This window comes from Paraperlucidibaca wandonensis, from assembly GCF_042677145.1.
Lineage (GTDB): Bacteria > Pseudomonadota > Gammaproteobacteria > Pseudomonadales > Moraxellaceae > Perlucidibaca > Perlucidibaca wandonensis.
The window spans coordinates 1-20,002 of record NZ_JBHTIT010000001.1; the positions used below are offsets into that span (position 1 = coordinate 1).

15 protein-coding genes and 1 riboswitch are annotated in these 20,002 nt (G+C 51.4%); of the genes, 12 read left to right on the forward strand and 3 right to left on the reverse strand.

Annotation, left to right across the window (positions count from 1 at the left end):
• The first annotated feature begins 163 nt into the window (after window positions 1–163).
• Window positions 164–430: a DUF1653 domain-containing protein gene (locus ACFQ0F_RS00005; RefSeq protein ID WP_340674543.1), complete on the forward strand. Its 267-nt coding sequence runs from the start codon at window positions 164–166 to the stop codon at window positions 428–430.
• Window positions 431–485: 55 nt separating this feature from the next.
• Here the strand turns inward: ACFQ0F_RS00005 and nadC are convergent, their stop codons facing one another.
• The gene (gene nadC / locus ACFQ0F_RS00010; RefSeq protein ID WP_379067696.1) at window positions 486–1,331 is read right to left on the reverse strand and encodes a carboxylating nicotinate-nucleotide diphosphorylase; all 846 of its coding nucleotides are present in this window, start codon (window positions 1,329–1,331) and stop codon (window positions 486–488) included.
• Between the two features lie 194 nt (window positions 1,332–1,525).
• Between nadC and ampD the strand changes: the two genes are divergently transcribed.
• The 5 genes from ampD (at window position 1,526) to ACFQ0F_RS00035 (ending at window position 7,980) form a co-directional block, all read left to right on the forward strand.
• Window positions 1,526–2,137 carry a 1,6-anhydro-N-acetylmuramyl-L-alanine amidase AmpD gene (gene ampD / locus ACFQ0F_RS00015; RefSeq protein WP_379067699.1) on the forward strand — a complete coding sequence of 204 codons (612 nt, stop codon included), beginning with the start codon at window positions 1,526–1,528 and terminating at the stop codon, window positions 2,135–2,137.
• A complete protein-coding gene (locus ACFQ0F_RS00020) occupies window positions 2,134–2,976 on the forward strand; it encodes a hypothetical protein (RefSeq protein WP_340674546.1) in 843 nt (280 codons plus the stop codon). The genes ampD and ACFQ0F_RS00020 overlap by 4 nt, the downstream gene beginning before the upstream one ends.
• Complete coding sequence (locus ACFQ0F_RS00025; RefSeq protein ID WP_379067702.1) at window positions 2,931–3,884, forward strand: ABC transporter substrate-binding protein; 954 nt, start codon at window positions 2,931–2,933, stop codon at window positions 3,882–3,884. Before ACFQ0F_RS00020 ends, ACFQ0F_RS00025 begins: the two co-directional genes overlap by 46 nt.
• A 99-nt stretch (window positions 3,885–3,983) precedes the next feature.
• On the forward strand, window positions 3,984–6,647 hold the full coding sequence (gene aceE, locus ACFQ0F_RS00030; RefSeq protein ID WP_379067705.1) for a pyruvate dehydrogenase (acetyl-transferring), homodimeric type: 2,664 nt from the start codon (window positions 3,984–3,986) through the stop codon (window positions 6,645–6,647).
• Window positions 6,648–6,657: 10 nt separating this feature from the next.
• Window positions 6,658–7,980, forward strand: coding sequence for a 2-oxo acid dehydrogenase subunit E2 (locus tag ACFQ0F_RS00035; RefSeq protein WP_379067708.1), 1,323 nt, complete (start codon window positions 6,658–6,660; stop codon window positions 7,978–7,980).
• A 52-nt stretch (window positions 7,981–8,032) separates the two neighbouring features.
• Here ACFQ0F_RS00035 and ACFQ0F_RS00040 read toward each other — a convergent pair whose 3' ends face one another.
• Both ACFQ0F_RS00040 and ACFQ0F_RS00045 read right to left on the reverse strand, forming a co-directional pair.
• Window positions 8,033–8,584, reverse strand: coding sequence for a cob(I)yrinic acid a,c-diamide adenosyltransferase (locus ACFQ0F_RS00040; protein ID WP_340674550.1), 552 nt, complete (start codon window positions 8,582–8,584; stop codon window positions 8,033–8,035).
• 41 nt (window positions 8,585–8,625) lie between these two features.
• Window positions 8,626–10,413: a TonB-dependent receptor plug domain-containing protein gene (locus tag ACFQ0F_RS00045; protein WP_340674551.1), complete on the reverse strand. Its 1,788-nt coding sequence runs from the start codon at window positions 10,411–10,413 to the stop codon at window positions 8,626–8,628.
• 119 nt (window positions 10,414–10,532) lie between these two features.
• Window positions 10,533–10,722: riboswitch (cobalamin riboswitch) on the reverse strand.
• 222 nt (window positions 10,723–10,944) lie between these two features.
• Here ACFQ0F_RS00045 and ACFQ0F_RS00050 point away from each other — a divergent pair.
• The 6 genes from ACFQ0F_RS00050 (at window position 10,945) to ACFQ0F_RS00075 (ending at window position 19,998) form a co-directional block, all read left to right on the forward strand.
• A complete protein-coding gene (locus tag ACFQ0F_RS00050) occupies window positions 10,945–12,768 on the forward strand; it encodes a DUF1302 domain-containing protein (protein ID WP_379067713.1) in 1,824 nt (607 codons plus the stop codon).
• Between the two features lie 27 nt (window positions 12,769–12,795).
• Complete coding sequence (locus ACFQ0F_RS00055; RefSeq protein ID WP_379067716.1) at window positions 12,796–14,154, forward strand: DUF1329 domain-containing protein; 1,359 nt, start codon at window positions 12,796–12,798, stop codon at window positions 14,152–14,154.
• 68 nt (window positions 14,155–14,222) lie between these two features.
• A complete protein-coding gene (locus ACFQ0F_RS00060; RefSeq protein WP_379067719.1) occupies window positions 14,223–15,569 on the forward strand; it encodes a DUF1329 domain-containing protein in 1,347 nt (448 codons plus the stop codon).
• Between the two features lie 124 nt (window positions 15,570–15,693).
• The gene (locus ACFQ0F_RS00065) at window positions 15,694–17,637 is read left to right on the forward strand and encodes a DUF1302 domain-containing protein (RefSeq protein WP_379067722.1); all 1,944 of its coding nucleotides are present in this window, start codon (window positions 15,694–15,696) and stop codon (window positions 17,635–17,637) included.
• A gap of 23 nt (window positions 17,638–17,660) precedes the next feature.
• Window positions 17,661–19,013 carry a DUF1329 domain-containing protein gene (locus tag ACFQ0F_RS00070; protein ID WP_379067724.1) on the forward strand — a complete coding sequence of 451 codons (1,353 nt, stop codon included), beginning with the start codon at window positions 17,661–17,663 and terminating at the stop codon, window positions 19,011–19,013.
• A 37-nt stretch (window positions 19,014–19,050) separates the two neighbouring features.
• Window positions 19,051–19,998 (forward strand): WD40/YVTN/BNR-like repeat-containing protein, encoded by a 948-nt coding sequence (locus ACFQ0F_RS00075; protein ID WP_340674557.1) that lies wholly within the window; start codon window positions 19,051–19,053, stop codon window positions 19,996–19,998.
• Window positions 19,999–20,002 lie beyond the last annotated feature (4 nt).

Sequence of the window (20,002 nt, forward strand, 5' to 3'; positions counted from 1 at the left end):
GAAAGTAGGTCATTGCCAGGCACCTAATGCAACAGCCCTCGTCAGAAATGACGGGGGCTTTTTGCTGCCTGAAATTTGATGAAATGCACGCAACTCACACCCGCTGGGACTCGTATTTTGACGTCTGAGCTCACTTAGGGGCGCTTTTACGGCATGGAGAACTATGAAAAATCAACTAGATCCGACGATAGCTCGCGGCATATATCAGCATTACAAAGGGCCGTATTACCAAGTGCTTGATGTGGTACGGCATTCTGAGAGTGAAGAGTGGTTGGTGTATTACCGAACCTGCTATGGCGATTGGAGTCGCTGGGTGCGGCCATACGATATGTTTGTTGGAACAATCAAGATTGATGGCGTTGAGCAGCGGCGCTTTGCTTATATTGCCGCTACTTTGAGTGAGCTGGGCTTGTTAGAGCCGACTGTTTAAGCCGTGGGTTATGCTTGAACCACGCGCAGGCGAGAGCCACAAGCCTAATTAACGTTTAGCCCTGCTCAATTAATCGCATAGATAAGTCGATTGCGCGAATATCTTTAGTGATTGTGCCTAGCGAAATATAATCGACGCCTGTTTCAGCAATGCCACGAATAGTCTCGTGATTGACATTGCCAGAAGCTTCAAGCGGGATATCACCAGCGGCTAATTGAACTGCCGTGCACATGTCCTCTAAAGAAAAATTATCGAGCATGATACGGTCTGCTTTAGCTGCAATAGCTAACGCCAGCTCATCGAGGTTTTCTACCTCAACTTCAACTAAGCGATCGCTAGCGTAAGCTCGTGCAGCGCTAATCGCGGCTGCAATAGAGCCGGCGGCCATGATGTGATTTTCTTTGATCAAAAAGGCATCGTAAAGGCCGAGGCGATGATTCATGCCACCACCAACGCGAACAGCATATTTTTGCGCAATGCGCAGGCCAGGCAATGTTTTGCGTGTATCGAGAAGACGAGCCTTCGTGCCCGCTAGCATTTGAACTAAAGCATGCGTGTGAGTTGCAGTTGCCGACAAGGTTTGCAGGAAATTCAGAGCAGAACGTTCGGCAGTGAGCAGGCTTCGCGCGCGGCCACTAATGCGCAAAAGCTCTGTGCCAGCAGGCACGACTTGACCTTCTTTCACCTGCCATTGCAGCACCAGCTCACGGTCGACTGATAAAAATGTCGCCTCGACCCAAGGCATGCCCGCCATAACCATATCTTCACGGGTGATGATGCGCGCCACTGCCTGTTTATCGTGCGGAATTAACGCTGCAGAAATATCACCGTTACCAATATCTTCAACAAGCGCCGAGGCTACGTTTGCGGCTAAAGCGGCATCGATCATTTCAGGTTTCATGTGAGCTCTCAATAAAGATGAATGCACTGCTTGCGGTGAGCTGCGAAGACTGTGCGAATGAGTGGCGGCTGGTCAAAAAATTACGCAGCGTGTCATTATTGGCGCAAGTATAAAGCCAGACGCGCAGGTCGTCATGGTCAGCGCGGAATGGATTGGGTAGTCTAGCGGAAAGAGTTTTCATCGAGCATGTCGTCGTGACCACAGTTCCTAGTCAATCATTAAGTATTTGTTCTCAGCATTGGTTGAAGGGTGCACGGCACTGCCCATCGCCATTTTTTAATGCGCGCCCGAATAACGAAATTTCATTGGCGGTAATTCATAACATCAGCTTGCCGCCTGGTGTGTTTGGCGGCCCACATATTGATGCGTTATTTACTGGCAAGCTTGATGCGCGAGCGCACCCATATTTCGCCGAAATTGCAGGCATGGAAGTCTCCGCGCACGTTCTGATTCGCCGCGATGGTGAGCTGGTGCAATACGTCGCGTTTGATCAGCGCGCATGGCATGCCGGTAAATCGACATATAAAGGTCGCGATAATTGTAATGATTTCGCCATCGGCATTGAATTAGAGGGCTGCGATGATCAGCCCTTTAGTGATAAGCAGTATGATGCCCTCAATGAATTATTAGCCGTATTGGCCGAGAACTATCCGGCTATAAATGGCGAATTGATAGGCCATAGTGATATAGCGCCGGGGCGGAAAACAGACCCTGGACCCCGTTTTGATTGGTCGCGTGTTGTCGCGACTGCACCGCAAGTTGAGGCGCTTGCTGAGCACATCCGGCCTCCTGGAGAAAACACATGACGTTATTGCTCGCCCTGATCGCTATTGCCGCTTACTTTTCAATGCCGGAGGAGTGGCGACTACGCTTGTCAACGCCACTTCCGCATTGGCTGGGATGGAGTCACCGTGTGCCGGTTGGCAATAGCCTTCGCCTAGCAATCGCGGTGATTGTGCCAATGATTATTTTGGCCGTAGCGCTTCAATTATTAGATGAGCTGGCAAGTATTTTCGTGTTTTTGCTCAGTGCCGTCATTGTTATTGCTGTGTTTGGCGATAGTCAGGCAAATCGTATTTTTCAGCAAAATCAAGCCGAATGGGCGGGCAGCGAATGGCCCAGTGATGATGAGCTACTAGAGAACGCTCTGAGCTTGGCGCGCCAGCATCATCTGCGCAGTCAACTTAATGAGCTCTTCGCACCACTGTTTTGGCTGCTGCTAGCAACACCGGTCGCTGCGCTTGGCTACTATCTACTGCGCCGTGTCGCTTTCGATGAGCAAGCAGTTGAGTTAAGCACTGAAGCCGGTGATGACGCCGCAGCAAGTGAGGAAAGCCTAGCTGTAATTTGTTTACGACTTGCCGACTGGATCCCTGCGCGTTTACTCGCACTCAGCTTTGCATTGGCGGGCAATTTCACCTCCACCTGGGCCGCAATTAGCGGGCGTATATTGCGCACTGAAACTGTTGCCTACGAGCTCATTGACGATGCTGCTGAAGCTGCTGAGCCCATCGCCATTGATCCATCGCTTACGCCTGCAGTCGGCCTCGCTACCGCCATGCATCAGCTCGAAAGCTTGCTGCAACGAGCACTAGTGGTGTGGATGGTGTTTCTTGCCGTCAAGACACTTTGGCCGGGCATGTGATTCGGCTGGCGCAATGCCTTTTTCTCGGCATTGCGCTAGGGCTGGCTCCAGCAGCAAACGCCCTAAGTCATTGGCAGGATGATCAAGGCCAGTCATGGACTGCGCCGAAAAAGCTACCGACGCGATGGATTGTGCTTGGCCCGCACTTGGTCGAAATGGCCGAGGCCATTGGCGCAAAGCAGCGCATTGTTGGCGTGCAAGATGACCATCCCATTCCGGGGCGTTACGAGGTTAGCCTGAGCGGCTATGCAGTGGTCGGCCAATCGGGAAGCATTAGCGAGGAGCGTGTTCGCGCTTTACGACCCGACCTTGTCGTGTTTTGGGCGGCTGGGCTTTCGCCGGTGCAGCAGCGTCGTTTACAGCGGCTGGGAATCCCTTTGCTGGCCATCGCGCCGAAAACACTGGATGACATTCCTGAGCGCCTGCTCTGGCTCGGTGCTTTGTCTGGCTTTGGCAAAAATGCGCAAAAGCTCGCCGATAGCGAGCTATCAAATCTCACTAAAACCCGCCAAGACTTTGCTGATGGCCCGCGCTTACGCGGCTTTTACCAAGTCTGGCAACAGCCGCTGTATTCCTTATCACGACAAAATTTAGTCAGTCAAGCCATGGCTGTATGCGGCGTCGATTCCATTGTGCCGAGCGGTAATATCGAAGCCCCCATCATGAATGTAGAGGCCATTTTAGCCGCGCGCACAGAGATCATTTTAGTTGGCGTAGATGAGCTGTCTAGGGCGCATGCGTTTTGGCAGCGATTTAGTACGTTGCCTGCCGTGCAGCGAAATGCCATTGTTGGAGTTGATGATTTTGCGCTCACTCGGCCAGGATTATCCTTATTACGCGCTATTCCAAGCCTGTGTCAGGCAGTTTCGCCTTGGCGTATCCGACAGAGCGTGCCAGAATCGCAGTGACTGGGTAGTCATCGCATTGCGCTTACCCGCGCTAGCCGAGAGACTGCCTTTATCCAGCCCACAAGGCTGTCACCCGCTAAGCCTAATAAGGAGGCAACCATGGCGCGGTCCCGTCAGTACGGTGATTCTGATCCAATCGAAACACAAGAATGGTTTGATGCTCTAGTTTCAGTAGCAGAGAACGAATCCCCCGAACGAGCACGACAACTACTAGGTTGGCTCGTCGGTCAAGCACCGCAATTTGGCATCCAAATTGATCGCTTAAACACCCCCTATTTAAATACCGTTCCGCGTGAAAAAGAGCCGCTGATGCCCGGCGACCCTAATCTCGAATGGCGCCTACGTTCGTTGATTCGCTGGAATGCCTTGGCGATTGTCATGCGCGCCAACCAAAACAATGACGATGAGCTTGGCGGACATATCGCCACCTTCGCCTCGTCGGCGACACTTTACGATGTGGGCTTTAACCATTTTTTCCGTGCCCCAAATGACGAGCAGCTTGGCGATCTTATTTATTATCAAGGTCACTCGGCGCCAGGGATCTACGCGCGCTCATTTCTCGAAGGTCGCTTAAGCGAAGAACAGCTCAGTCGTTATCGCCGTGAAGTTGGCGGTGGTGGTTTGCCAAGCTATCCACATCCTTGGTTGATGCCGGATTACTGGCAGTTCCCGACAGTCTCGATGGGCCTAGGTCCAATCATGTCGATCTACCAAGCCAATGTGATGAAGTATTTAATCAACCGCGAATTGCTGCCAGATCAAGGTCGCAAAGTCTGGGCATTTCTGGGTGATGGCGAGATGGACGAGCCAGAGTCTTTGGGCGCTATCGCCTTAGCTGGCCGTGAAAAACTCGATAATCTCATCTTCGTCATCAACTGTAACTTGCAGCGCCTCGATGGCCCTGTGCGCGGCAATGGCAAAATCATTCAAGAGCTAGAGTCGGTGTTTCGTGGTGCTGGCTGGAAAGTCATCAAGGTCGTTTGGGGTAAAAAGTGGGATCCGCTACTCGCTCGCGATGACACCGGTGCTTTAAAGCAACGCATGTTGGAAGCTGTCGATGGCGAGTACCAAGCCTTTAAAAATCAAGGCGGCGCTTACACTCGTGAAAAGTTCTTCGGCAAATATCCTGAGCTAGCTGAGCTAGTAAAAGACATGAGCGATGATGAAATTGCCAGTTTGGACCGCGGTGGCCACGACCCATTCAAGGTCTATGCAGCCTACGCAGAAGCGATGGCGGCAAAGGGCCAGCCAGTGGTTATTTTGGCTAAAACCATTAAGGGTTATGCAACTGGTGCTGGCGAAGCCGCCAACAAAACTCACCAAATGAAAATGCTAGATGTTGATTCATTACGTATGTTTCGTGATCGCTTTGACATGCCATTTAGCGATGATCAGCTGAAAGATCTGCCATTTTTCCGTCCACCTGCAGATAGTCCAGAAATGAAATATCTGCATGAACGGCGGCAAAAGCTAGGCGGCTATTTGCCGCAGCGTCGAACTGAAGGCACAGCGTTGCCGGTGCCTACGCTAGATCAGCTCAGCACCATAACGACGGGTTCTGAGCGGCCGATTTCGACCACGATGGCATTGGTTCGCTTGATGGGTGTGCTGCTGAAAATGGATGGCTTAGGTCGACGTATCGTGCCTATTGTGCCCGATGAAGCGCGCACTTTCGGTATGGAAGGCATGTTCCGTCAGCTTGGCATTTACTCCAATGTTGGCCAGCTGTATGAGCCTGAAGATCACGCGCAGCTGATGTATTACCGAGAAGATGTCAAAGGCCAGATCTTGGAAGAAGGCATTAACGAAGCTGGCGCGATGAGTGCGTGGATTGCTTGCGCTACCTCGTACAGCATTCATAACCAACCCTTGGTTCCGTTCTACCTGTTCTATTCAATGTTTGGCTTCCAGCGCATTGGCGACTTGGCTTGGGCTGCTGGCGACTCACGCGCACGCGGCTTTTTAGTTGGCGCTACTTCGGGCCGCACCACGCTAAACGGTGAAGGCTTGCAACACGAAGATGGCCATTCGCACGTGCTGTCGGCGACCGTGCCGAACTGCGTGAGCTATGACCCAACTTATAGCTACGAAGTTGCCGTCATTGTGCAGGACGGCTTGCGCCGCATGTTTGGCGAGCAGGAAGATGTGTATTACTACCTGACTACATTGAACGAAAACTACCCACACCCACCGATGCCGGTTGGTTGTGAGGAGGGCATTCGTCGTGGTCTGTATAAGTTCCAGCCAGCTAAGCGTGGCAAAGGCCCAGAAGTTCAGTTGATGGGCGGTGGCGCTATCTTGCGCGAAGTTGAAGGTGCAGTGGCCTTGCTGGCCGCTGTTGGTGTGCGTGCTGCAGTTTGGAGCGCGCCGAGCTTCACCGAGTTGCGTCGCGAAGGTCTCGATGTAGAGCGCTGGAATACGCTGCATCCTGATGAGAAGCCGCGTAGCGCCTGGGTCACTGATCAGCTGACTGGTAGTAAAGGCCCAATCATTGCTGCCAGCGATTATATGAAAGTTCACGCCGATCAGATTCGTGCCTTCATTCCCGATGGCCGTGCGTATCGTGTTTTGGGTACCGATGGCTTCGGCCGTTCCGATTCGCGCAAGCAGCTACGCCGTCACTTTGAGGTCGATTCAGCACATGTGGCATACGTCGCATTGGCAGCCCTGCACGCTAGCGGTGATATTGCGCTAGATGCCTTGTTGGCCGCTCGCGAGCAATGGGGCATTGACCCCGAGCAAGCACATTCGGCGACAGCTTGAGGAGGGCGCTATGACTATTTCTGTGAAAGTGCCTGATCTAGGCGTCGATGCCGCCGAGGTGATTGAGCTGTTGGTTAAGCCTGGCGAGACAGTGAAAAAAGAGCAGCCCATCGCGGTGTTGGAGTCTGACAAAGCCAGCCTTGAGTTACCGGCACCAGAAGACGGCGTGTTTGTGTCTTGGTCGGTGGCGGTGGGCACTAGCGTGAAAGAGGGTGATGCGCTGTGTGTGATAGAGGTGGCTGGTGCGGATGCAGCAGAGGCTGCGGAGAAGCCAGCTGAAGCGAAATCTGAGGTTGCTTCAGAGCCTAAGGCCAGCGCTGAGCCTGTTCAGGAGGCTAAAGCCCCACCGACTGCTAAGCCAGCCGAGCCTAAAGTTGCAGACAAGCCAGCAGTAGTTTCTGTCGCCGAAACTGCGCCCAGCAAGGCCGTTCATGCCGGCCCTGCTGTGCGGCGCTTAGCACGCGAGCTGGGCGTTGATTTAGCCGCGCTGCCATCGGGTCAAGGCCCTAATGGCCGCCTGCTGAAAGAAGATGTGCATACGTGGGTGAAATCGCGCTTGAGCCAAGCACCGGCTAGCGGTGGCGGCTCTGGCATGAACTTTGGCGAGCTACCTCCTGAGCCGGACTACACGAAATGGGGTGAGATCACACTCACGCCGCGCTCGCGTATTCAGCGTAAATCAGCTGAAAACCTCGCACGCTCAAGCCTGATGGTGCCGCAAGTCACGCAGTTTGATTTGGCCGATATTACCGAGCTTGAGGCGTTTCGCTTAACCCAGCGCGACCGCTTTAAGGCCGATGGCCTATCGCTGACCATGACTGCTCTGGCGGCGAAAACGGTAGCGTATTTGCTACGCGAAATGCCGCAGTTCAATGCCTCTTTGAGCCGTGATGGCGAAAGCTTGGTGCTCAAGCAATACGTCAATCTTGGCATCGCGGTGGATACGCCTAATGGCTTGATGGTGCCGGTTTTGCATAATGCCGACCGAATGAGCTTGCGCGAGATCGCCGAGCAGCTAGGTGTACTAGCCGAGCAAGCGCGCTCCGGTAAATTGCCACCAGCTGCAATGCAGGGCGCTAGTTTCACTATTTCGTCGCTCGGCGGGATTGGCGGCACGGCGTTCACGCCATTAGTGAACTGGCCGGAGGTCGCTATTTTGGGACTATCGCGAGCGAGCAAAGCGCCGGTATGGAATGGCTCAGCGTTTGAGCCACGCCTGCAGTTGCCGTTATCACTGAGCTATGACCATCGCGTGATTGATGGTGCGGCGGCGGCGCGTTTCACTACGCGACTGGCGGCGCTGATGGCGGATATTCGACAGTTGCTGATTTAAAGCTAACGCGATGTAGAATAAAAAACATCTTATTCATTCACGTATGCACGGTTTAGCCAGAGCGCTTACGCCACAACACTTCGTTGCCACCATCGGCTCGCGCTAACTGCCTCGCCAAGACAAAAAAGTAGTCCGACAGGCGATTTAGATACTTAATCGCCTGCGGATTTACCGTTTCTGCATCGGCCAAAGTCAGTGTACGCCGCTCGGCACGCCGGCTCACCGTGCGAGCCACATGTGCCGCCGCTGCCGCTGGCGAACCGCCGGGCAAGATGAAGTCCTTCAACGCCGGCAACTCAGCATTCACCGCATCAATCGCCGACTCTAAACGCTCCACATAGGCTGCTGTGACTAGCTCATAGCCGGGGATGCAAAGCTCACCACCGACATCGAACAGATCATGCTGAATATGCTCCAACATAATCTGCGCCGAATGATCGGCCGCGAGCGCGGCGCGCAACATGCCAACCTGAGCATTGGTTTCATCCACAGTGCCATAGGCCTCGACCCGCAACGCATCCTTGCGCACACGACTGCCATCGCCGAGTCCAGTAGTGCCGTCATCACCGGTGCGCGTGTAGATTTTCGTCAGGCGATTGCCCATGGTGCTGCTCCTGAAAAATCAGTGAAGTAGTGAGCTTTAGCTTAGAAGCGATAGTTGGCTGTCACATAAGCACTGCGATCAGCCGTACGATAGCCTTTAACTAGTTCGTAGTCTTTGTCGGTAAGGTTATCGAGGCGCAGACCTAGATCTAGCTGCTTCATCACCTGCCATTGTGCGTAGGCATTAAATGTCGCAAAGCCGTCATTTTTCCCGCCAAAATCATCTGTTTTATTTCGTGAAAGATGCTGAGTGCCAATCGATACTGTATCGCTAACAGCGTAATTGACATCAGCATTGAGTTGCAGGCGAGGGCGGCGAATTAATTCCGCTCCAGTGCTTTCGTCGACGTTGCGAGCACGAACCACACCAACGCTATAGCCCACACGACCTTGTTTGCCGCTGAGATCTAACTCCACGCCTTCGAGTGTCGCAGACTTCGTGTTGGCAAGTTTAAAGCCAGGGCCAAAGTTGATCAGGTCCTGCACATCAGTGCGATAAATGTTAACGCTAACTTTATGGTTAGGGAGGTAGCGCCAAACCGCACCAATGTCGTGCTGACGGCTGGTTTCTGGCTTCAAGTTTGGGTTGTTAGAGGCAAAGCTGTCATCGAAAAGTTCGGCAGCTGTTGGAGCACGAAAATTGGTGCCATAGCCGGCGTAAATATCGATCGCTTCAGACACTGCGTAACCAACACGCACAGCGCCAGTATTCTGCACGCCCCATTGTTCATGGTTTTCATAACGACCACTTAGGCGATAGCTGACATCACCTACGCGATGCTCATTAATGAGGTAGGCGGCGTGATCGTTGAGGGAGCGATTGATGCTTGGCGCTTGAGTCTTTTCATAGCTAGCATTTAGGCCACCCGTTACAGTGCCGATAGCACCTGTTTTAACCGTGTGCAGCCAATCGATGCTGTTTCGCAAAGTGTTAATTTTGCTTGCGCCCCAACTGTTTTGGTTCGACAGGAAGGTTTTGTTGTGGCCAAAACTAAAGCGCTGTTTATAGTCTTTGGACAACTCGGTTTCGTAAGCAAGATTAACGATAGATAAGTTACCGTCGGTTTCACCATCATCATATTCGGCATGCTGCTCTTTAAAGATCGCCGAGGCATCTATGGAGTTTGTGGCGTTAATTTCATGACTGGCGAACAGGCGAGCGGTGCGCTGGCGGCCACCATCTTTATCGGGTGAGTTGACGAAGAAGTTTGCCGCTTGGAAGTTTTCATTGCCGGCGTCAAAGCCCTGCGTATCTAGCTGACCGAATGATGCCCCGAGCTTAGTGCTATTGCCGCTGTGACTTAGGTTAACTGTACTTTCTAAGGTGCCGTAGCTGCCTGCACGCACGCTGATACTGTTTTGGTTTCCTCGGCGCGTGAAGATCTGAATCACGCCACCCATGGCGTCTGAGCCATATTGGCTGCTATAGCCACCGCGCACTACTTCGACACGCTCAATATCATCGGCACGTAGTAAGGAGAAATCGAACTGGCCGACATTGCTGTCATTTGCGCGCACGCCATCGATCAAAACTAATATTTGTTTGGCGGCGAAGCCACGTAAAAAGACTCCGGTCGATGTTAATGAGCCGCCATTTGGCGCTATGGCAATGCCGGTAGCGTTGCGGAGGATGTCGGCTAAAGTTGCTGCCTGCTGACGCTCAATATCGGCTCGAGTGATGACTGTGGCTGCATCTAGGCGAGCATTTGATTGCTCTAAGGATCGGCTGGCGGTAACGACGACTTCGTCGAGGCTTGGTGCGCTTGCGGCTATGGCGGGCAGTGCGCCAAAAGCGGCCACTGGGGCTAGGAATAACGACAGGTGTTTCATGTGTTTAAGTGACTCTCGTGCTGTTTGCATCCCCGCAAACAAGGCTGAAAAAGCCAGCACGAAGGCCGAGTGCGCCGAGAGATGGCGCAAACATGCTTCGGATAGAGCGCCCGCCGCGCTGGCCGTTGTTTGCAAAAGTCGGTCTCCGGGCTGTCTGGCGGGCTAAAAGCCGAGGGTACTCACCTTCCCATCCTGTTGGACAGTGGCGATTTGAGTACCTTAACCAGGGTCACCGTTGCGGGGGCAGCGTTGGTTTTACACCAACTTCCCGTCCGTTCGTCGGAACAGACCAGCGCTTACGCTGAACACTTTTGCGGTGGCTAGTGTGATAAAGCGCGAAGGCTTTGTCCATTGGTATATGGATGTGTACGACTTTGGTTGTAAGTTGGGTGATTAAGGACATTTTTACTTATACAAATAGCAGACATGGCAAGCCGCTCGTCGGAAAATATTACAGATGAGTAACATTGCCTCTTTCTTGAAAATGACGCATACCTGACGGCTGTTGGAATAACAATAACGAGGCCATACATGAAATACACTGCTCAACGCCCACGACGCTTACCGCTGGTGGCTGCAATCGCCGCTGTCGGCCTGATGGGCTCCATTCCTGCCCAAGCTTTTCAGTTTGATGTAACCGATGAAGTTAAAGGCTCTGTTGATACCACGCTGACCTACGGCGCAATGTGGCGTGTGACAGGCCAAGATAAAAATTTATTGCTGCCCGCAAATGGCGGTGTTCGTAATAGTGGCAACTACGATAACGGTAATGCCAATTACGAGCGTGGCGACTTAGTTTCGTCGCTTTTCAAAATGACCAACGATGTATCGTTGGACTATAAAAACTTTGGTGCGTTTTTCCGCGTATTGTCTTTCTATGATCACGCCATTCAAAACAAAGACTTTGATCCCAATCGCTCTGATCAGCGAACACTTCGTAATCGCCTAGGTCATGACTACGAGATTTATGACGCTTATGTGCGCGGCAACTTTGACGTGGCTGGTCATGGCCTGGGTGTGCGCGTCGGTAAACAGGTGATTAGCTGGGGTGAGAGCACATTTATTCCGAATGGTATTAATACTTTAAACCCTGTGGATGTGGCGAAACTGCGTGCTCCAGGTTCTGAGCTGAAAGAGGCGTTTTTGCCGATTGGTATGACTCAGTTGACGATGGACGTTACTGATAATGTGAGTATGGAGTTGGTTCATCAATACCAATTCCGCGAAACGCGCATTGAGCCTAATGGCTCTTACTTTAGTACTAACGACTTTGCTTCGCCAGGTGGTAGTAAGGTGTTAGTTGGCGGTGGTGCAGCAAATGAGATGCCTGGGGACATATTTACAGCGACTAACCCTGCTGGTGTGGCAATACCGCGCAGTCCAGATAAAAAGCCTAGTGGCTCTGGTCAGTATGGTGTGGCTTTCCGTGTATTGGCTCCTGAGCTAGGTAACACTGAGTTTGGTTTTTATCATGCGAACTATCATAGCCGCACTCCATTAATTTCGGGGCATACGACTACACTAACCGCTGCACAGGAAGGTGCTTTACCTGCTGCTGCTGTTACGGCAGCTAGGGCGCAAACTTCGACATATTTTATTGAGTATCCAGAAGACATTGCGATGTACGGTTTAAGTTTTAATACGCTTGGGCCTATGGGTGTTGCGCTGCAAGGTGAGTATTCATACCGACCAAACCAGCCTCTTCAATTAGCTGCAAATAACATCTTAAATGAGTTCTTAAGTTTGGGGCTATTAGGTTTAAATACAGGCGTTGGTGCGACTGCACGAGATACTGATGTTGAAGGCTACAAGCGAGTCAAAGCGCATCAGGTTCAGCTTACCGCAACCCAAACTTTTGGTCGTATGTTAGGTGCTTCGCAAGTAGTTGGTGTTGCTGAGGCTGGCTATGCTTATCTAGATCTGCCTAGCGGTATCGACTTCAATGGTACGGGCCTAGATTATGTAACCTCTGTTGTTCCTGGAGGTAGCCCAGATGCCACAAATAAAGGCATTATGACGCGAAACTCTTATGGCTATAGAGCCTTAGTTCGTGCCACGTATAACAATGCCATTGGTGCAATTAACTTAACGCCTCGAGTTGCATTTTCCCATGATCTTCGCGGTACGAGTCCAACATTTACACAAGGTAATAAAGCAGTAAGCATTGGGATTGGCGCTGACTATCAAAGTAAGTGGCAGGCTGATCTCTCCTACACTAATTTTTTCGGTGGGGAGCAAATCACGCAAGCTAATACTGTCGGTGGTGCAGCGGTTGTTTTGCCGGTATCACAATCCACCACCCAAGCTCTCGCAGACCGCGATTTCATCGCTGCCTCCGTCAGCTATGCCTTTTAATTTAACGATAAGAGCGAGAAGACTTTTATGAAAAATATGAATAAACATCTACTGGCCGCTGCGATCGCAGCGACCGTGGCTATGCCAGCTTTTGCGGCGGTGAGTGCAGAAGAGGCGGCGAAGTTAGGTAAGTCCTTGACACCAATGGGCGCCGAAAAAGCAGGCAATGCTGACGGTACTATTCCTGAGTGGACAGGTGGTTTGACATCAGCGGGTGCTGGTTTCAAAACTGGTAACCACTACAAAGCCCCGTTCAATGATAAGCCGTTGTTCACCATTACGGCTGCCAACGCCGACAAGTACAAGGACAACCTAACGCCAGGCCAAATGGCCATGCTGAAGAAGTATCCAACCTGGAAGCTGCCAGTGTATCCAACGCATCGCACAGCATCATTCCCGAAAGGCCATTACGATGAAACCATGGCCAACGCAACGAAGGCCAAGCTAACCGAAGGTGGAAACGGCATTCAAGGCACCGATGGTGGTGTGGCATTTCCTATCCCGAAAAATGGCTTGGAAGTTATCTGGAACCATTTAACTCGTTACCGTGGTGAGGCTTACGCGACAAACTGGAGCCAAGCAGCCGTTACTCGCGATGGCTCGTATACGCCAGTTCGTTTTGAGTATGAGTTTGAGTTCCATTACGGCAGCCTAACTAAGCCTGTAGCTGAGCGTGAACCGAATAAGTTGTTTAACTTCTTGCAAGAGGTTACAGCTCCAGCTCGCTTGGCTGGTGCTATCTTGCTTGTGCACGAATACGCCGACCAAGTGAAAGACCCGCGTCGTGCTTGGACTTATAACCCTGGCCAACGCCGTGTACGTTTGGCACCAAACGTTGCCTACGATAGCCCAGGTACAGCAGCCGATGGCTTGCGCACCAACGATGACTTCCAAATGTTTAACGGTGCTACCGATCGTTACAACTGGAAGCTTGTTGGCAAAAAAGAGGTCTACATCCCATACAACTCGTACAAAATTAGTGGCAACGAGATGACAATGAAGGATGTGTTGAAGCCTAGTCACGTAAACCCAGATGCAACTCGTTATGAGTTACACCGTGTATGGGTTGTTGAGGCTACTCTGAAGCCAGGCACTAGCCACATTTACTCAAAACGTACCTTCTACATTGACGAAGACTCGTGGATGAACGTGTTGCAAGACTCCTATGATGGCCGTGGCCAGCTTTGGAGAACATCTGAGCAGCACAACATCAACTACGCCGATGTGCCCATGCAGTACCCAACTGTTGAGGTTCATTATGACCTGCAGTCGGCTCGCTACTTGGCCATGAGTCTGCGTAATGATGAGAAAACAGTGTATGTGCCGATCAAACGCTCAGCCGCTGATTTCTCGCCAAACGGCCTGCGTCGTGCTGGTACGCGCTAAGCGCGGTTGAAGTGAAGAAAGCCAGCCATCGTGCTGGCTTTCTTATATTTGCTTATTGGGAGTGCGCTATGCGTACAGTGACTAAAGTAGCCTTTAGTTGTGGCCTAATATTATTGACGATGCCAAGTGCTTGGGCCGCCAATGTATTGGAGCAAAACGGTCTTACGCCTATTGGTGCTGAGAGAGCGGCGAATGCTTCAGGTGTTATACCGGCGTGGACGGGTGGTATTAGTCAGTCACCAGTAGGCTTTAAGGAAGGGGATCATTATCCCAACCCATATGCCAGCGATAAGCCGCTGTATTCGGTAACTGCTAGCAATATGGCGAGTTATGCCACACAGCTTACGGCTGGTCAGAAGGCATTGCTGAAGAAGTATCCGACGTGGAAGATGAACGTATATCCGTCACGGCGCAGTGCGGCGTTCCCTCAGTCGGTTTATGACGATTCTGCGGCAAATATTAAGCGTGTTAGCTTGATCGATGGAGGGAATGGTTTTGTTGGCACAAGCAGCGGTGTGCCATTTCCGCAACCAGCCTCTGGTGTGGAGGTGATTTGGAATCACATCACTGCATATAGGGGCAATAGTTTCTCTGTGAGTAGTCAGCAGGCTGCCGTGACAGTTTCTGGCGACTACACGCCGGTACGTTTCGAGACAATGTATGACTTTCAGTACAACAATCAAACAAAGTCATCTGCTGAGCGCGAGCCCAATAAGCTCATCAATGTGATTTCGCAAATCACCGCACCAGCACGCTTAGCGGGGCAGGCGTTGTTGGTACATGAGTATATTGATCAAGTGAAGAATCCACGTATGGCGTGGACATATAACCCTGGTCAGCGCCGTGTGCGCCTAGCCCCTAATGTGGCTTACGACAACCCAGGCGCAGCTTCCGATGGCCTACGAACGAACGATGACATCACCTTGTTTAATGGCGCGACGGATCGTTATAACTGGACGTTAGTGGGTAAAAAAGAGCTGCTGGTGCCATACAACGCTTACGCACTAGGCAGTGATAAGTTGAAGATAAGTGACATCGTTATGCCCGGTCATATTAATCCGGCGCCCGCGCGTTACGAGTTGCACCGTGTTTGGGTCGTAGAGGCTCGGTTGAAGGCAGGCATTAGTCATCTTTACAGCCGGCGCACATTTTACGTCGATGAAGATTCGTGGAGCATTATGGTTGCGGATACCTATGATCAGCGCGATCAGCTCTGGCGCGTTTCCGAACTGCACACAGTGCAGGCACATAATATCCCAGCGTTACTGCCAGTTGCGGAGGTGCATCACGATTTACTGTCTGGACGCTATCTTGTATCTGGATTGATAAATGAGGAGCCTCGTGTCTATCGCGCTGAACGATTCAAGTCTTCAGACTTTTCACCAAATGCCTTGCGCCAAGGTGGCATGCGCTAAAAGTAAACAAAAGTTTGATTGGTTTGTTATTTGAACAATTAGGTTTTTGTTCGTTGTGAACACCTTGTTACGTATGTATAAGTAGGCGCTGAACACCCATAAAAAATAATAAAAGGTATTCGCCATGATCGCACGCGCCCTCCGCCGTAAACCGCTAGCCTGCGCTATTTCACTACTCTCATGCACTCTGGTACTGCCTAGCCATGCGGCGCGCTTCGACTTCGCCGATGGTGACGGTACATTTGTCTTTGATACATCACTCTCCGTAGGGACTTTGATCCGAACTGAGGATCCAGACCCTCGCGTCGTAGGTATCGCGAATGGCGGCACCTCACGGAGCGTTAACGAAGACAGTGGCAACATAAACTATAAGAAAGGCGAAGTTGTCTCGACTGTTTTAAAAGCTAGCCATGACGTTGATTTGTCATATGGTAAAACAGGGCTTTTTGTTCGTTTTGGCTACGCTGCTGATCTAGCCGCACAAAATAAAGATGAGCTTGGTTTAGAGGCACATAAGCGCCTTGACTTTGATATGCAGGCTTACGATTGGTACTTGCGTCATAGCTTTGATATCGCGGGTCGTAATTTGAACCTTCGGGTAGGTAGTCAAGTTGTGAGCTGGGGGGAGGGTGCGCTGATTCAGGGTGGGGTCAATGTCATTAACCCGATCGACCTTCAGCGTTTGCGGGTTCCAGGCTCGGAGCTGAAAGAGGCATTTATTCCAGTACCAATGGTCTATGCATCACAACAAATCACTGATGACGTCACCCTTGAGGCTTTTTATCAGCTGAAATGGGAACACTTTGAAATTGATCCATTCGGAACATTTTTCAGTACTACTGATGTGTTTAGCCCTGGAGGTCGAGAGGCATTTACTGGCTTTGGGCGTACGCCTGATCGTGGGCCTGCCAATCCTGGTCCTGCCTCTGCTGATACATCCGCGGTTCCTCGTGGCCCAGATCGTGATGCGAAAGACAGTGGGCAATTTGGTGCGGCATTGCGCTGGCTAGTTGGTGAAACTGAGCTCGGCTTTTATGGCATCAATTACCATAGCCGCTTGCCACTTGCGAGCACGATTGCAGGGACGCCACAAAATGGCGCAGCGCCTTTCTTGCGAGATGCAAATACGGCAGGAGTTTTTGCTGAGTATCCAGAGGATATTCAACTCTTTGGTCTTAGCTTTAGTACACCGGGACCATTAGGTATTGCATTGAGTGGTGAGTATTCCTATCGACCTAACCTCCCTGTGCAAATTAGTACGACAGAATTAACGTTGGCAGCTTTGGGCTTACCAAACCAAGCCGGTGCTCCTGATGATCCTGCTCCAGGGACTGAAATCAGTGGTTATCGCCGAGTTGAGGCGCATCAACTACAAATTTTAGCCATTAAGGCGATTCCAAATGTGCTGGGCGCGACACAGGCAATTACGCTGTTTGAGGCAGCAGCATTTTATCAAGACCTGCCCGATGGTATTAAATTCAACGGTCCTGGTGTGTATTTGCCATCTGCTCAAAATGGGCAAGTTCGCGCCGCAGGAGTACCTGTTGCTTTCCCTTATCCAAATGCTGTTGTTGCCAATGGTTCAGCCCAGCCTGGCGATGAGGGCTATGCCACAAAAGCATCTTTTGGTGTGCGTCTGATTGGTCGCTTGGAGTATGCCAATGTGTTTTCAGGTGTGAACTTGCTGCCACGTATTGTCTATGCTGGCGACCTGAAGGGGGTGAGCCAGTTTTTTAATGAGGGCTCGCACTCAATTTCACTGGGCGTAAACGCGGTTTATAACCAAGTATGGAGCGCGGATCTGTCATATACCAACTTCTTCGGAGGGCGAGTATTGAAAGGAACGGACTGTCAGTCTGCCCTGCCAGTGATAGGTGCTGTTAGTCAGATTCCTGTCGTAGGTACAGTATTGGCTCCAGTTGTCGGTGCTCCAAACCAAGGAGCTGTAGCCTGCAGCCTGCCTGGGCCGACAAACCTGCCTACGGGCCAAAGTAAAAACTACGAAAGTATTACCAACAGCAGCATAGATCGCGATTTTGTCGCGGCTAGTCTCAGCTACTCCTTTTAATAACTAAAATACACGGAGCTATTATGAATTTTTCTAAACTTGCCTTAGCCGCTGCGCTAAGCATTATTGGCAGCTCTGCTTTAGCGGTCGGTGCTGATGAAGCCGCAAAGCTGGGCGGAGAGTTAACACCGGTGGGTGCTGAGAAGGCAGGCAATGCCGACGGTACTATTCCGGCATGGACCGGTGGCATCACCAAGGCGCCTGCGGGCTTTAAGGAGGGTGATCACTACCCGAATCCATTTGCCGGTGAAAAAGCAAAGTTCACTATTAGCGCAAGCAATATGGGTCAATATGCAGCTAACCTCACTGCGGGTCAGCAGGCGCTGCTGAAGAAATATCCAACGTGGAAGATGAATGTATATCCCACGCATCGTACAGCGGCTTATCCACAAGCTATTTATGAGGCATCAAAGGCTAATGCCACGCGTGTGAAATTAGCGCCAGGCGGCAACGGCTTTGATGGCGCCTCGGTTGGTGTGCCTTTCCCTATTCCAAAAACAGGGGTTGAGCCCATGCTCAATCACATCACCGCTTATCGTGGTGATAGCTTCGCCGTTAGTAACCAGCAGGTGGCTGTGACGACAAGCGGCAGCTATACCCCCGTACGGTTTGAGTATGAGTACGACTTTCATTACAACAACTTACGTAAATCACCGGCTGATCGTGAAGACAATAAGCTGACAAACTTTTTGCAAACAGTCACCGCGCCAGCACGTTTGGCAGGCCAAGTACTGCTTATTCATGAGTACATAAACCAAATCAAAAACCCACGTCAGGCATGGAGCTATAACCCTGGCCAGCGTCGCGTGCGCTTAGCGCCCAACGTTGCCTATGACAATCCGGGGGTTGCAGCGGATGGTTTACGAACAAACGACGATTTCACACTGTTTAACGGTGCCACTGATCGCTATAACTGGACTCTTGTCGGGAAAAAAGAGATCTATGTGCCTTACAACTCTTATGATCTAGGCAGCGACAAAATTAAGATCAGCGACATTATTCGCCCAGGTCACATCAATCCAGATCACGCACGTTATGAGTTACACCGCGTGTGGGTAGTCGAAGCCAAGCTGAAGGATGGCACCAGCCATATCTATAGCCGCCGCACCTTCTACATTGATGAGGACTCTTGGACGATTTTAGCTACTGATGCCTACGATGGTCGTGGTCAACTTTGGCGCGTTGCAGAGCAACATGTGTTACAGGCCTATGATATTCCAGGTATCAACCCCACTGCTGAAGTGCATCACGACTTGCAGTCGGGCCGTTACCTAGCAATGGGTTTAGTTAACGAAGAGTCGAAGGTGTATCGCCGTATTTCGCGTAACGCGTCGGACTTTTCTCCGTCGGGCTTACGCTCTATGGGTACACGATAATAACTTAAGCAGATTGCTAAATTAAGGAAGCGTGACTATGTCGAAAGCCATTCCGGCGTTATTTCTGGTGTTTGTCGCCGCTACCCTGAGCTATGCATTTTCGCATCGTTCAGGGCCGCCGCTACCCAGCACCGAAGTGCAGCTCACAACTACCATGATGATGTCGGTCGCGGAGATTGATGACTTGCGCATTGGTGTTGGCGAGCGCGGACGTATTTTCCGGCAAGCAACACCAGATGCGGCTTGGCAATCGATTAAGTCACCGACTGAAACCACACTAACGCGCGTGAAGTTTTTTAATGCCAAGCGCGGTTTGGCTGTTGGGCACGACTCAATCGTTTTACTGACCAATGATGGCGGTTTGACGTGGAGCATCACGCATGATGATCCTGAGTATGAAACACCGTTGCTCGATGTTGTCTTTGTCGATGCCGACCATGCATTTGCCATTGGTGCTTATGGCTTGTTCATGGAAAGCAAAGATGGCGGCAAGACGTGGGAAACGCGCATGATTTTGCCTGAGGGCGGCGATCGTCACTTAAATGCCATTGCGAAACTGGGTGATGGCACTTTGGTGATCGTTGGCGAGCTTGGTACTGTGCTGCGCTCGGCCGATGTCGGCGTCACATGGCAGCCTATCAAGTCTCCATATGACGGCACGCTGTTTGGTATTAACTCGGTTGGTGCAACGGAAGTTGTTGGCTACGGCATGCGCGGCAAGATCGTGCGCAGCACCGACAGCGGCTTGAGCTTTGTCGAAATTAATAGTCCAGTGACAACGTCTCTCTTCGGCTCCACGCTATCGGAGAGCGGCCAGCTATTGCTCGTGGGTCAAAGTGGTGAGGTCTTAAGTAGCCGCGATGGCGGACTTACTTTTAGCCAATCAAAAATCGAAGGTAGCCCCATGCTGACTTCGGTAATGGAAACTGCTACCGGCGCGACTGCCTTCGGTGAGCAGGGCGCTCATCCCATTAGCTTTAACTGACCAG

Coding starts and splice junctions, on each gene's coding strand:
- ACFQ0F_RS00050 (WP_379067713.1), top strand. CDS start 10,945: ATGAAATACACTGCTCAACGCCCACGACGCTTACCGCTGGTGGCTGCA.
- ACFQ0F_RS00070 (WP_379067724.1), top strand. CDS start 17,661: ATGAATTTTTCTAAACTTGCCTTAGCCGCTGCGCTAAGCATTATTGGC.
- ACFQ0F_RS00055 (WP_379067716.1), top strand. CDS start 12,796: ATGAAAAATATGAATAAACATCTACTGGCCGCTGCGATCGCAGCGACC.
- ACFQ0F_RS00045 (WP_340674551.1), bottom strand. CDS start 10,413: ATGAAACACCTGTCGTTATTCCTAGCCCCAGTGGCCGCTTTTGGCGCA.
- ACFQ0F_RS00020 (WP_340674546.1), top strand. CDS start 2,134: ATGACGTTATTGCTCGCCCTGATCGCTATTGCCGCTTACTTTTCAATG.
- ACFQ0F_RS00060 (WP_379067719.1), top strand. CDS start 14,223: ATGCGTACAGTGACTAAAGTAGCCTTTAGTTGTGGCCTAATATTATTG.
- ACFQ0F_RS00065 (WP_379067722.1), top strand. CDS start 15,694: ATGATCGCACGCGCCCTCCGCCGTAAACCGCTAGCCTGCGCTATTTCA.
- nadC (WP_379067696.1), bottom strand. CDS start 1,331: ATGAAACCTGAAATGATCGATGCCGCTTTAGCCGCAAACGTAGCCTCG.
- ACFQ0F_RS00040 (WP_340674550.1), bottom strand. CDS start 8,584: ATGGGCAATCGCCTGACGAAAATCTACACGCGCACCGGTGATGACGGC.
- ACFQ0F_RS00035 (WP_379067708.1), top strand. CDS start 6,658: ATGACTATTTCTGTGAAAGTGCCTGATCTAGGCGTCGATGCCGCCGAG.
- aceE (WP_379067705.1), top strand. CDS start 3,984: ATGGCGCGGTCCCGTCAGTACGGTGATTCTGATCCAATCGAAACACAA.
- ACFQ0F_RS00075 (WP_340674557.1), top strand. CDS start 19,051: ATGTCGAAAGCCATTCCGGCGTTATTTCTGGTGTTTGTCGCCGCTACC.
- ACFQ0F_RS00005 (WP_340674543.1), top strand. CDS start 164: ATGAAAAATCAACTAGATCCGACGATAGCTCGCGGCATATATCAGCAT.